Below are 12790 nucleotides of genomic sequence, written 5' to 3' on the forward strand. Positions count from 1 at the left end.
TGGTTCATTTTCAGGCGTGAATGCGGGGCTCAGGTCGACTGCCAGGCGAACAGGAGCCGTCTTCGGACCCTGTCCCACAGGGCCACCAGCCCATCGGGTTCCAGGATCAGAAACAGGATGATGAGGGCGCCGAGCACGATGCGCTGGCTCATGTCGAGCACGCCCGAGTCAAAGACGTCTCCAAGCAGGAAGCCGCCAAGGCGCGACAGAGCGAGCGGGAACACGACGATGAGGGCGGCACCGAAAAAGGCGCCACGGATCGAGGCCAGGCCGCCGATGATGATGATGAACAGGATCTGGAACGAGCGGTCGAGGTCGAAGCCATCAGGCTCGACTGTCCTGAGATAAGCGAACGCCCAGATGACGCCGGCGACGCCGATGATGAAGGAGGAGATGGCGAAGGCCAGCAGCTTGGTCTTCAGCACTGGAATGCCGATGATGCGGGCGGCGATTTCATTGTCGCGGATGGCGATGAAGTTTCGTCCCGTCTGCGACGACACCAGCCGGTAGGCGAGGAAGGTGAGGATGCTGACGATGGTCAACGCGAAGAGATAGCGGCCGACGGCGCCGTCGAGCGCGAAGCCTCCTATCGAAAGCCTCGGCGCGTCGATGACGCCGGAGGCGGAGTTGTTCGAGAACCAGCTGAACTTGGTCAGCGCCCATTGCACGAAGAACTGTGCGGCAAGCGTCGAGACGGCGAGATAAAAGCCCTTCAACCGCAGGCTCGGCAGGCCGAAGACGATGCCGATCGAAGCGGCGACGATGCCGGCGAGAACGATACTGCCGATCAGCGGCAGGCCCTCGACCCGCAGGTTGAAATTATAGGCGGCGAAGGCGCCGGCCGCCATGAAGGCGGCGCTGCCCAGCGAGACCTGGCCGGCATAGCCTGTGAGGATGTTCAACCCCACACCGGCGAGACCGAGCGCCAGGAAGGGCAGCAGTATGGCCTCGAACAAATAGCTCGATCCGATCAGCGGCACGACGCCATAGGCGAAGGCAAGCAACAGGACGGGCGCGATCCATTTCGGCAGCACCGGCGCGGAGAAGTCGGCTGCAATAGCGGCCATGGTCAGACCCTTTCCACGAGCTTCTGGCCGAACAGGCCGGAGGGACGGATCAAGAGGAAGACCAGCGCGACGACATAGGCGAACCAGCTCTCGATGCCGCCGCCGAAATAGTCGCCGATATAGACCTCGGCGAGCTTCTCACTGGCGCCGATCAGGAGCCCGCCGGCAATGGCGCCAAGGATGGAATCGAAGCCGCCCAGCACCAGCACCGGCAGCGCCTTGAGCACCACCAGCGACAGCGAGAACTGCACGCCGAGGCGGGCACCCCAGAGCAGCCCGGCGACCAGCGCGACGAGGCCGGCCGCCGCCCAGACGGTCGCCCAGATCAGCGGCAGCCTGAGGCCGACCGCGAGTGCGGCGAACTGGTCGTCGGCGACGGCGCGGAAGGCGAGGCCGATGCGGGTGTAGCGGAAGAACAGCGACAACACGACAACCATGCCGGCCGCGACCACCGCCGCGAAGATGTCGAACTGGCTGATCAGCACGCCGCCGATTTCCAGCGGCACGTCCTCGATGCCGAGGTCGAGACCGTGGACCTGCGTACCCCAGATCAATTGGGCAGCGCCCTCGATGATGTAGGACAGGCCAAGCGTCGCCATGAACAGGGTAATCGGCGGCTTGTTGGTGAGCGGCCTGAGCACCGTGCGCTCGATGGCGATGCTGATCACCACCATGATGGCGAAGGTTGCCACCAATGCCAGTGCAAACGGAACACCGCGTTCGACAAGACTGACGAAAGTCAGTGCGGCGAACAGCAGCATCGCGCCTTGGGCGAAGTTGAGCACGCCCGAGGTCTTGTAGATCAGCACGAAGCCGATCGCGACCAGCGAATACATGACGCCCGACAGCAGGCCGCCGACGAGCACTTCGATGAAAAACTGGTAGTCGAAATCGGCGATCATATGCCCGCCCTTCCTTCATCACAGGAGAGGGCCTCATTGTCGGAGGCGATGCCGAGATAGGCATCGATGACGCGCTGGTCGTTGCGGACCTCTTCGGGGGTGCCGTCAGCGATCTTGCGGCCATAGTCCAGAACGGCGATGCGGTCGGACAGGCCCATGACGACGCCGACATCATGCTCGATCAGGACGACCGTGGTGGCAAAGCGGTCGCGCGCGGCGCGGACGAAATCAGCCATTTCGCTTTTCTCACTCGCTGTCATGCCGGCCATCGGTTCGTCGAGGAGCAGCAGGCGCGGTTCCGCCACCAGCGCCCGGGCGAGTTCGACCCGTTTCTGCAATCCATAGGGCAGCGTGCCGGCAAGACGATCGCGAACGGCGGCGAGGTCGAGAAATTCGAGGATCTGGGCGGAGCGGCTCAAGGCGTCGCGCCGCTCGCCGCGCGAGCGGCCGATGCCGAGCACCTGGCCGGCGAAGTTGGAACGGACCTTGTAGGCGAGGCCGGAGGCAACATTGTCGAGGACGCTGAGCCCTTTGAACAGAGCGAGGTTCTGGAAGGTCCTGGCGACGCCCAAATGCGCCAGCCGCTGCGTCGGCACTTGGGTATAGCCGACGCCGGCGAGCCGGACCTGGCCACGATCTGGGCGGTAGACGCCGCTAATGACGTTGATCAGCGAGCTCTTGCCGGCGCCGTTCGGGCCGATGATGGCGCGGATTTCACCTGATCGAACCGATAGGTCGATATCGGCCAGCGCGACGACACCGCCGAACGACAGGGCGATGCCCTGAAGCGACAACAGCGGAGCAGTTGCATTGGCAGTAGATCCGGCCGCCCCAGCGTCGCCTTCGGACAACTGTGCAGGCTGGAGCACGGAGGGCAGGCCGCGCGCAAAGACTTCCGGCGCGTAGACCGAGGCTTCCATCGCTCCTAAGGCATAGCTGGGCAACGGCATTCCAATCGTCCTCGATTTCGCCCGCAGGCGCACGAATTCTCGATGCCGCCCGAAAGATCGAGCGCGCTTGAAAACCTGTGCTGGCCGGGCTGCCCGGCCAGCCTTTGGGGGAGATGACTATTCCGCTGCCAGCGACGCTGCCTGCTCGGCGTTTTCCAACTCGCGAACGAGCGGAATGACGTGCTTGCCGAAATACTCGACCTCCTCCTGGAAGTGCAGGAAGCCGAGCAGGATGAGATCGGCGCCGGCGCGCTTCAGGTCGACGATGCGCTCGGCGACCTGCCTCGGCGTGCCGATCAGGTTCGAACGAAAACCGTCATTGTACTGGACCAGATCGTCGAAGGAGGATTTTGCCCAGTTGCCCTCGCCTTCCGGCGAGGCCTTGCCGGCATTCTTGACCTCGTGGCCGAAGGCGTTGACAGCCTCGGGGTTAGCCTTGGCGATAATTTCGGCGAGCACCGCCTTGGCCTCGTCCTCGGTCTCGCGGACGATGGCGAAGGCGTTGACGCCGACCTTGACGGAATGATTGCTGGCCTGTGCCTTGGTCTTGAGATCATCGACCTGCTTGGCGATTTCGGCCGGCGAGTTGCCGTTGGTGAAGTACCAGTCCGAAACACGCGATGCCATGTCGCGGGCGGCGCGCGAGGAACCGCCCTGGAAGATTTCGGGCAGCGGCTGCGGCGGCTTCGGCTTCAGGGAGTATTCGTTGAAGCGGTAGAAATCACCCCGGAAGGTGAAGCTGTCCTGCGTCCATATTCCGCGCAGCGCGCGGATGAATTCCTCCGAGCGGCGATAGCGCTCGTCATGGTCGAGCCAGTGTTCGCCGATGGCGTGGAATTCGCCACGGAACCAGCCGGAGACGAGATTGATGGCGACACGGCCATTGGTCAGATAGCTGATGGTGGCAAGCTGCTTGGCCGCCAGCGCCGGGTTCCAGGGGCCAGGCAGGATCGCGGCGATGACTTTCAGCGTGGTGGTAGCGGCCAGCAGATCATGGCTGAACGCGACCGATTCATGCTGCTCGTCGGCACCGTAGCCGGCGGTGAAACGGATCTGGCTCAGCGCGTAGTCGAAGCCCGCCTTTTCGGCGATCTGGGCCAGCTTGCGGTTGTACTCGGCCGAATGGTTGGTGCGCTGCTCGATGTTGGAAATCACCAGGCCGCCCGAAACGTTGGGCACCCAATAGGCGAATTTGACCGCGTCGGTTCCTGCATGTGCCATGAACTGTCTCCCATTCCAGGCCGTGTCGTTGATCGGTCCGGCGCGTAGCCGGGTTTCTTCAATATTTATTATGTTTATGGAATTTATATACAAAGAAGGATTTTCCGTTTTTGAACCCTTTGCGGGACGGAAATACCAATTTTCTCCGGCCGGGCCGGCTTGCGCTTGTCAGCGCGCGACCGCAACGCTCCCGGCATTGGCGCCAACCGGCTCGGCTGAGGGGAGCGTGTCGAACAACCCAGCGATTTCGGCCGCGACCCTTTGTGCATGACGAGCGACCTCCGGCAGGCCCATGAGTTCGCCAAACGTGCCCCGCGCCAACGGACCGGCGACGAAAAGCCCGGCAACCGGCTTGGCATCGCTGCCGATCGCAAGGCTATCGAGGCTGGTCTCGATACCGAGCCCGTATGTGTCGGCCCTGATCAGCCCGGCCTCAGTCAGCGAAAGCAGCGCCGGGTTTGACTGGAGCGCCTGGCCATGAGCCGGCCCTGTCGTGTTGATGACGGCATCGAAGCGTGCCGTCTCGATCCGCGTCTGTCCGCGCCGTTGGAAGCTGACCGCGAGGCTCTCGCCCTCGTCGTTCGACGCGACAAGCCTGGCGGCGATGGTGTCGAACGCGCCGTCCGTCTGGCGGCGGTCGAGCACGGCAGCGACCTGGGGGGCGATCCTGAAGCGATGCACGTCCCAGAACACGCGCAGCTGGCGGACCAGCCTTGCACGCTCCGGCGGAGAAAGGGCCGCCCACAGCGCCGGCCCCTGCAGGCGCAGCTGGTCGAAGACCGACTGCCAGTTGACCCTGGCGGCCTGCGCCGCCGCCAGTGTGCCGCGAATGTTCTTCAGCAGGCCGAGCGCCGATGTGGCCGGTGCCGACGCAAAGTCGCCGAAAGGCTCATGTCTGATATCCGGGTGGCCGCGCGAGCGCAGGCCGCGCCGCGACAGCGCCAGGATGCGGCCGCGATGGCCACGACGATCGAGTTCTGCGACCATGTCGGCCGAGGTCAGCCCGGAGCCGACGATCAGGACAGACGCCTCCAGCCCGATTTCGGCAAGTGCCGATGGTGCATAGGGATCGGCGACGAAGCCAGGTGCGTCAGCCAAGGAGGCAAGTGGAGTTGGGATCGCCGGCAGAGGATGCGTCGCGGCAAGCACGACGATGTCCGCCGCGACAGGTCCGGTGGAGGTCTGCACGGTCCAGGCCGCGCCATTGGTTTCTCGTATTACCTGCGTAGCCTGAGCTTCGACATGGCGGACAGCACCGGAGTCGAGCCAGGGTGCAAGGTGCTCGGCGACATAGCGGCCGAACACACGCCGGCGCGGAAACACATCGCCGTTCCACAAGGCATCCGGGTCCCGTTCGATTTCGCCACTGCCGGCCAACCAGCGCGCAAAATGCTGCGGGTCTTCAGGAGCCATGCTCATGCGGATGGCCGGGACGTTGACGCGGTGGGATGGTTCTTCGCTGGAATAGGCAAGGCCGCCGCCAAGCGCGGAACGCGGCTCGATCACCGAGATCGACAGGCGCTCCGGCCGATTTGTCCGCGCAAGGTGCCAGGCCACGGCGGCACCGGAAAAACCGCCGCCGATGATGGCGATGCGCAATCGGCGGGCCGGAGGCAGCGCGTTCACGAGGCGCTGGCGAGCGACTTCGGCCGATGGTCGCCGGCGATGGTCTCGCCGAACGGTCCGGTGTTCACCGAAGAGCTGGCGGCCTTGACCGGATGATCGGTCGGCAGTTTCGGCAGCACCAGTTCGCCAAAACGATAGGCTTCCTCCAGATGCGGGTAGCCGGACAGGATGAAGGTGTCGATGCCGAGGCGCCGGTATTCGTCGATGCGCTCGGCGACCGTGTCCGGGTCGCCGACCAATGCGGTTCCGGCGCCGCCGCGCACCAAGCCGACGCCGGCCCACAGATTGGGCGCGATCTCGAGCTTGTCGCGGCGGCCGCCATGCAGCGCGCTCATGCGCGCCTGGCCGACCGAATCCATGCGGGCAAAAACCTTCTGCGCCGAGGCGATGGTCGCGTCGTCGAGCCGGCTGATCAGGCGGTCGGCGGCGGCCCAGGCCTGTTCGGTCGTCTCGCGGGCGATGACATGCAGGCGAATGCCAAAGGAAAGTTTGCGGCCGGCCTTTTCGGCCAACTCGCGCACGGCGTCGAGCTTGCGTTCGACATCGGCCGGGGGTTCCCCCCAGGTCAGATATTTATCGATTTCCTGCGCCGCCACTTGCGATCCGGCGTCCGACGAGCCACCGAAATAGAGCGGCGGATACGGCGTCTGCACTGGCGGGAACAGCAGGCGACCGTCCTCGATGCGGAAATGTTTGCCCTGGTGCTCGACCGTCTCGCAGCTCAGCACGCGCTTGTAGATGTGGAGGAATTCCTGCGTCACCTCGTAGCGCTCGGCATGCGAGAGAAAAATGCCGTCGCCCTTGTTCTCCAGCGGATCGCCGCCGGTGACGACGTTGATCAGCAGGCGGCCGTTGGAGATGCGGTCGAGCGTGGCGGTCATGCGCGCGGCAAGCGTTGGGGACTGCAGGCCGGGCCGCACGGCTACGAGGAAACGCAGCTGCTCGGTCAGCGGCGCCAACGCCGAGGCAATCACCCAGGAATCCTCGCAGGCCCGGCCGGTCGGCAACAGCACGCCGTAATAGCCCAGCGTGTCGGCCGCTTTCGCCACCTGCGTCAGATAGGGCAGGTCAACAGCCCTGCCGCCTTCGGTCGTGCCGAGATAGCGGCTGTCGCCATGTGTCGGCAGGAACCAGAGCACCTTGATGCGGTCGGCGACATCGCGGCTCATGACCTGCCTCCCGCTGGATGGCGGCGGTGACGGCCTAGGTCTGGGGCGGTTGAAGGCAGGCGCAAAAGGTCGGGCATGGCGTGGTCCTGTCCGGGAAACAGATCGCCGATGCAGATTGCTTATTCTATAAATTCTGTAGAGTTAGTTTATTCCAAATCCTCCGCCGCAATTAGAAATTCTTCCTCATGCTGCGCCGTCCGCAACGAGCGGAGAGGCCGGCCCACTATGCAGGGCCGGCCTTGGCCTTGTCAGAACGCCGGTTCCACCGCGTTGACATTGTCCTTGGTGACGACGGTCAGCGGGATCGGCAGCCGGTCCTTGACCTCCTTGCCGTCGATGATCTCGGCCATGGTGTCGATCGCCAGGCGGCCGTCCTCGACCGGTGACTGCACGATGGTCGAATACATTTCGTTGGTGCGGATCGATTCGAACGCGTCCTTCTGGCCGTTGATGCCGACGATCGGCGGCGCCGCCTTGGAGGGATTGGCCTCCTTCCAGGCGTCGATGAAGCCGCGTGCCATGGTGTCGTCATTGGCATAGACGCCGCTGATCTGGTCACCGAAGCGAGTGATGAGGTCGCGGCTCACGACCAGCGCCTTCTGCTGGTCGAAGTCGGCATTGACGGTGTCGAGCACCTTGATGTCGGCGCTGGTTGCCTTGAGGCGGTCGGTGAAGCCGCTGACACGGCCGATCGTCGTGCCGTTGCCGGCCTGGCCGGCGATGATCACGACAGAGCCCTTGCCGCCGAGCGCCTTGCTCAGCGAATCCGCCGCCAGCTTGCCTTCCTCGTAGACGTCAGGTCCGGTGAAGGACTTGATGAACGGCTTGGCGTCGTCGCTCATCGGCGAATTGATGAGGATCGCCGGGATGTTGGCCTGCTGCGCGCGGGCCAGGCCAGGGATGTAGGCCTGCGGGTCGAGCGGCCACAGGATGATGCCGTCAACCTTGCGCGCCACGCAGGTGTTGAGCTGCTCGGTGCCCTTCTGGACGTCGAAGTCCTGACTCAGGCTGAGAATCTCGACGCCGAGTTCCTTGGCACGGGCCTCGAGCGCCTTGTTGGCCGGCGTCGCATAGGCGTGCGAATCCGCCGCCGTCACATAGCAGACCGTCTTGGCATTGGCCCAGCCTGTCGACGCCAGCAACGCCACGGCGGCGATCTGGAGCATGCTTCTCTTGCCAATCATATCTTTCCTCCCAATCATGCTTCTCCTCCCAATCATGCTTTTCCTCCCAATCATGCTTTTCCTCCTTGAGTGATTGGATTGTCGCGAACGAGCGCGGGGCGTGTGCCCTGAGCCCTCCCCGTGGTGGTAACGGCCCGATCGAGCATGACGAGCAGGATCAGGATGAGCCCCGATACGACCTGCTGGACGTATGCGGGAACGGACTGGAACTCCATCGCGATGGTCAGCGAGCCGATCGTCAGCACGCCGCCAAGCGTGCCGAGCGCGGATCCCCTGCCGCCTTCGAGGCGGGTACCGCCGACAACGACCGCGGCGATGACGGCAACCGTCAGTTCCGAGCCGAAGACGGGCGACCCGGTGTTGGTGACGAGGCTCTGGAGAACCCCGGCGAGGCCAGCAAGCGTGCCGGCAAAGACAAAGCCGAGAAAGACGATGCGGTCCGAGGCGATGCCGCTCTCCTTGGCGGCCGCCGGATTGGAGCCGACGGCAAAGACATTGCGGCCCGGAATGGTGCGCGTCAGCCAGAAATGCAGCAGTACGATCAGGATGATGAACAGTGCGCTGCGAATGGTGAAGACATCGAGGTAGATCTTGGCCAGAGCCAGCGAAAGCATGATGTCAGTGCCCGACACCGGCTGGCTGTTGGTGATCCAGTGCGCCAGCGAGCGGAAGATCAGCATCGTGGCCAGTGTCAGGACGAGCGAATTCACCTTCAGCCCGACGACCAGGGCGCCGTTGATGGCGCCCGCTAGCGTGCCGGCAAGGATGGCGACGATCGCGGCGGGCAGGATGCCGATCTCTCGCTGCAGGATGACGGATACGATCCCGGCTAGCGCGAACACCGCGCCACCGGATAGGTCGATCTGGCCCGATATCAGAAGCACGGTAAGCCCAATGGCAATCAGGCCGATCGTGCCCGCCCTGTCGAGGCCGAGGCTGAGCGTCGAAGCCGACAGATAACCCGGAACGAGCAGTGCGGAAGCGACCAGGGTAAGGCCGAGGATGATCACGACCCGGTATCGCGAGGCGAGGACGAGAAGACGCATCAAGCCACTCCCCGCTTGCGCAATGCCGCATCCATCCCGACGCCCCCGACAATCAGGATGCCGAGGACAAAACCCTGGATCGGCGTGCGCACGCCGTCGAGCACCATGACGTTGGTCAGAAGCTGCACGAAGATCAGCCCGGCGATCGCCCGCGGCACGGAGCCGAAGCCGCCGATGATCGAGACGCCACCGACCACCACCGCGGTGACGGCGCTGAATTCATAGCCGGCGCCGATGAGCGGTCGTGCGCTTTGCAAGGTCAGGCCGAGCAGCCCGCCTGAAATGCCAGAGGCGAGTGCCGTGATCACAAAGGCGCCGGCCTTCACGGCCTGCACGGGGACGGCACTTGCCTCGGCGGCGCTGTAATTGCCGCCGGTGGCGAGCGTCCATCGGCCCCAGAAGGAGCGCGACAGGACGAAATGGCCGATGAGGGCAATGACCAGGAAGATCAGCACCACGACCGGAATGCCGAACAGGCGGCCCTTGGCGAATTCGGCCGAGGCGGGATTGCTGCCATAGACGATGACGCCGCCAACGGCAGCCTGGACGATGCCCAGCCCGATGGTGCCGATGCCGAGTGTGGCGATGATGGGGTTGATGCCGACATAGCCGACCAGCACGCCGTTGAGCAGGCCGATCAGACCGGCGAGGCCGACCGCAAGGACAAAGGCGGGCAGAGGCCCGATCATCGGCTGCAGGCCGAGCGACAGGATGGCGCCGCAGGCTATCGTGGCCGGCACCGACAGGTCAGCCAGGCCACCGACCACCAGCACGAAGGTCATGCCAATGACGACGATGCCGACGATGGACATCGACGTCAGTACATTGAGCAAATTGCCTGACGTGAAAAAAGCGGGACTGACAGAGGAGCCGTAGAGCATGACGGCCAGGATGGCGAAAGCGAGGCCCGCCTTAGACAGGGCATCGACAAGCTTGCTGCCGCGCGTAAAACGGTCGGGGGTGACGATCTTCACGGCCGCGTCGGTCACGCCACTTCCTCCCCGGTCGCCAGGGCCATGATGCGCTCCTCGCTGAGTTCGGCGCGCTCCAGCGGCTCGCAGGCATGTCCGTCGCGCATGACCACTACACGGTCGCAGACGCCCAGGATCTCGGGCAGTTCGGACGAGATCATCACCACCGCCATGCCGCTTGCGACGAGCTGGCCGATGATGTTGTGGATCTCGGCCTTGGCGCCGACGTCGACGCCGCGCGTCGGCTCGTCGAGGATCAGCGCCGACGGCCTGGCGGCAAGCCATTTGGCGATGACCGCCTTCTGCTGATTGCCGCCGGAAAGGAGATTGATGCGCCGTTCGCCATCGGGCGGCGAAATCGAAAACTGCTTCACGTAGTCCGCCGCCAATGCCCGGTCGGCACTTCGCCTGATGCGCCCGAAACGGCTCAGGCGCCGCAAGATGGGCAGGCTGATGTTCTCCCGGATCGACATGCCAGGCACGATGCCATCGCCCTTGCGGTCCTCCGGAACGTACGCAATCCCGGCCTTAACGGCCTGCGATGGGGAATTGATCGAGACCTCGCGGCCGTTGACGCTGACCGTGCCCTCGACGAGGCGCGACAGGCCGAAGATTGCGCGCGCCACCTCGGTGCGGCCGGCACCAACCAGGCCGGTCAGGCCCAGTATCTCGCCGGCTCGCACCTCGAAGCTGACATTGCGGAAGCGCGTGCCGTCGCTGATGCGCTCGACGCGCAGCACCGACTTGCCGATCTCGGCCTGGCTTTTGGGAAAGACGTTACTGACCTCGCGGCCGACCATCAGCCTGATCATCTGCGCGGCGGTGATGCCTTCGATCGGGCGCGTCTCGATCATGGAGCCGTCGCGCAGCACGGTCACCTCGTCGGCGATCTCGAGCACGTCCTTCAAGCGATGACTGATGTAGATGATGGCGATGCCGTCATCGCGCATCTTGCGCAGGATCCTGAACAGCGCTGTTGTTTCATGCTCGCTGAGGCTCGATGTCGGCTCATCCAGCACGATGATCCGGGGTTGCGCGGCATAGGCCTTGGCGATCTCGACGAGCTGCTGCTGGCTGATCGACAGATTGCCCAGCCGCTCGCGCGGATTGATGGCCGCTCCGAGTTCGGCAAGGACGGCGCCGGCCTTCCTGACCATCTCGCCCTTGCGCAGAAAGGTCCATTTGCCGGGCATGCGGCCGAGATAGACGTTTTCCGCGACAGTCAGGTCCGGCACCAGATTGATTTCCTGGTGCACCATGCGGATGCCGAGAGCCTGGGCGTCGGCGGGACGGCGCATGCGCACCTCGGCGCCACCGACCTTGATGGTGCCGCTGGTCGGCGCGTAGGAGCCGTTGAGCACTTTCATCAGCCTCGATTTGCCGGCGCCGTTCTCGCCCACGACCGCATGCACGGTGCCGAACCTGACGGCAAAATTGACGTTTGACAGAGCCTTCACGCCCGGAAACGTCTTGCTTATGCCTCTCATGTCCAAGGCGCAGTCGGCGGCGACAGTCATGTCTGGCTAGGTTCCTCCCGGCAGGCCGGCCCGTTGTCCTTGGCATCGAGCTGTTGTGTTATTTTAGTATAATTCCATTTTAGAGCGCGAACCAATGCGGCCAGAAGGCATGCCCTCTCGGCGTGCAGCTTGGTTCAGGCCTTCACTTCGCGGTGAAATTCATCACTATCGAGGATCTATTGCACTAATATAACAGTTCTGGCAAGCTGGATTCCGATGACCTGCGCGACCATCCCATTGTCGATAGAGACCACCCCTCGCATCGGGTGCATTCCGATTTACATTCTAATATAATCTGATCATTTCCGGTGAACGAAGCTACGGATTTGCCATGGACCTTGACCCTTCGACCCTCAATCGGGCTCTGCCGCTCCGCGATCAGATCTATCACAAGATCCGCAACCTGATCGTCGTCGGGCAGATGAAGCCGGGGGAAGTGATCAACGAGGTGGCGATCGCCGAAGCGCTCGGCGTCTCGCGCACGCCGGTGCGGGAAGCCGTCAAGCGCATCAGCGACGAAGGCCTGGTGAAGATCCTGGCGCAGACCGGCACCTATGTCGCGCCGATCAGTCGTGCCGATCTGGAAGAAGCCTATGTCATCCGGCGGGCACTGGAGATGGAGAGCGCACGGCGCGCGGCCGTCAAGCTCACACCGGCGTCGGCGGAACTGCTGGAGGACAATATGGCGGCACATCGGCTTGCCATATCGCGCGGCCGATACGCCACCGCGATCCAGCTCGACGACGTCTTTCATCGCACCATTGCCGAGATTTGCGGCCTGCCGATGATTTGGCGCGCCGTCGATATTTCCAAGGCGCAGATGGATCGCGGCCGCTACCTCGCCATTCCAAAGCCCGGCTACGGCGAACAGACGATCGAGCAGCACGAAGCCATCCTCGACGCGCTGAAGCGTCACGATGCCGAAGGCGCCGCGCGGGCGATGGAGCACCACCTCGAAACGTCCTTCCGCAACACGCTCGAAGTCGCCGCCGAGCTTCTCGGCTGAAGCCGGACGGCACCGCAACCGGGACACGATTGGCACATGCGAAGAATGGGACTTTGTATCGGCCTGAAGGCATAGGCGATCGCGGAATACCAGCGCGCACGCCGCGGTCTGGCCGGAGGTGCTGGCCGTCA

11 protein-coding genes are annotated in these 12790 nt (G+C 64.0%); 1 reads left to right on the plus strand and 10 read right to left on the minus strand.

Features of this window, described 5'->3' with window-relative positions; all coding sequences use genetic code 11:
• Positions 1-29: 29 nt before the first annotated feature.
• From EN845_RS26925 to EN845_RS26970, 10 genes are all read right to left on the minus strand, one after another.
• Complete coding sequence (locus EN845_RS26925; protein WP_127872965.1) at positions 30-1067, minus strand: branched-chain amino acid ABC transporter permease; 1038 nt, start codon at positions 1065-1067, stop codon at positions 30-32.
• Between the two features lie 2 nt (positions 1068-1069).
• Entirely contained in the window at positions 1070-1969 is a 900-nt protein-coding gene (locus tag EN845_RS26930; RefSeq protein WP_127279155.1) for a branched-chain amino acid ABC transporter permease, read from the minus strand.
• Positions 1966-2919 carry an ABC transporter ATP-binding protein gene (locus EN845_RS26935; RefSeq protein WP_127872964.1) on the minus strand — a complete coding sequence of 318 codons (954 nt, stop codon included), beginning with the start codon at positions 2917-2919 and terminating at the stop codon, positions 1966-1968. The genes EN845_RS26930 and EN845_RS26935 overlap by 4 nt, the downstream gene beginning before the upstream one ends.
• A gap of 117 nt (positions 2920-3036) precedes the next feature.
• Positions 3037-4140, minus strand: coding sequence for a dimethylsulfone monooxygenase SfnG (sfnG, locus tag EN845_RS26940; RefSeq protein ID WP_127280761.1), 1104 nt, complete (start codon positions 4138-4140; stop codon positions 3037-3039).
• A 168-nt stretch (positions 4141-4308) separates the two neighbouring features.
• Complete coding sequence (locus tag EN845_RS26945) at positions 4309-5766, minus strand: FAD/NAD(P)-binding protein (protein ID WP_127872963.1); 1458 nt, start codon at positions 5764-5766, stop codon at positions 4309-4311.
• Complete coding sequence (gene ssuD, locus EN845_RS26950; protein WP_127872962.1) at positions 5763-6935, minus strand: FMNH2-dependent alkanesulfonate monooxygenase; 1173 nt, start codon at positions 6933-6935, stop codon at positions 5763-5765. Before ssuD ends, EN845_RS26945 begins: the two co-directional genes overlap by 4 nt.
• Before the next feature lie 248 nt (positions 6936-7183).
• The gene (locus EN845_RS26955) at positions 7184-8119 is read right to left on the minus strand and encodes a sugar ABC transporter substrate-binding protein (RefSeq protein ID WP_127872961.1); all 936 of its coding nucleotides are present in this window, start codon (positions 8117-8119) and stop codon (positions 7184-7186) included.
• A 50-nt stretch (positions 8120-8169) separates the two neighbouring features.
• On the minus strand, positions 8170-9165 hold the full coding sequence (locus tag EN845_RS26960) for an ABC transporter permease (protein ID WP_127872960.1): 996 nt from the start codon (positions 9163-9165) through the stop codon (positions 8170-8172).
• Entirely contained in the window at positions 9165-10154 is a 990-nt protein-coding gene (locus EN845_RS26965; RefSeq protein WP_167531477.1) for an ABC transporter permease, read from the minus strand. Before EN845_RS26965 ends, EN845_RS26960 begins: the two co-directional genes overlap by 1 nt.
• The gene (locus EN845_RS26970; protein WP_127872959.1) at positions 10151-11653 is read right to left on the minus strand and encodes a sugar ABC transporter ATP-binding protein; all 1503 of its coding nucleotides are present in this window, start codon (positions 11651-11653) and stop codon (positions 10151-10153) included. The genes EN845_RS26965 and EN845_RS26970 overlap by 4 nt, the downstream gene beginning before the upstream one ends.
• A gap of 331 nt (positions 11654-11984) precedes the next feature.
• Between EN845_RS26970 and EN845_RS26975 the strand changes: the two genes are divergently transcribed.
• Positions 11985-12659, plus strand: a complete 675-nt coding sequence (locus EN845_RS26975; protein WP_127278177.1) for a GntR family transcriptional regulator — start codon at positions 11985-11987, stop codon at positions 12657-12659.
• The last annotated feature ends 131 nt before the right edge of the window (positions 12660-12790 follow it).

The organism is Mesorhizobium sp. M8A.F.Ca.ET.202.01.1.1, assembly GCF_004791595.1.
Classification (GTDB): domain Bacteria; phylum Pseudomonadota; class Alphaproteobacteria; order Rhizobiales; family Rhizobiaceae; genus Mesorhizobium.

Coding starts and splice junctions, on each gene's coding strand:
- EN845_RS26925 (WP_127872965.1), bottom strand. CDS start 1,067: ATGGCCGCTATTGCAGCCGACTTCTCCGCGCCGGTGCTGCCGAAATGG.
- EN845_RS26930 (WP_127279155.1), bottom strand. CDS start 1,969: ATGATCGCCGATTTCGACTACCAGTTTTTCATCGAAGTGCTCGTCGGC.
- EN845_RS26935 (WP_127872964.1), bottom strand. CDS start 2,919: ATGCCGTTGCCCAGCTATGCCTTAGGAGCGATGGAAGCCTCGGTCTAC.
- sfnG (WP_127280761.1), bottom strand. CDS start 4,140: ATGGCACATGCAGGAACCGACGCGGTCAAATTCGCCTATTGGGTGCCC.
- ssuD (WP_127872962.1), bottom strand. CDS start 6,935: ATGAGCCGCGATGTCGCCGACCGCATCAAGGTGCTCTGGTTCCTGCCG.
- EN845_RS26955 (WP_127872961.1), bottom strand. CDS start 8,119: ATGATTGGCAAGAGAAGCATGCTCCAGATCGCCGCCGTGGCGTTGCTG.
- EN845_RS26960 (WP_127872960.1), bottom strand. CDS start 9,165: ATGCGTCTTCTCGTCCTCGCCTCGCGATACCGGGTCGTGATCATCCTC.
- EN845_RS26970 (WP_127872959.1), bottom strand. CDS start 11,653: ATGACTGTCGCCGCCGACTGCGCCTTGGACATGAGAGGCATAAGCAAG.
- EN845_RS26975 (WP_127278177.1), top strand. CDS start 11,985: ATGGACCTTGACCCTTCGACCCTCAATCGGGCTCTGCCGCTCCGCGAT.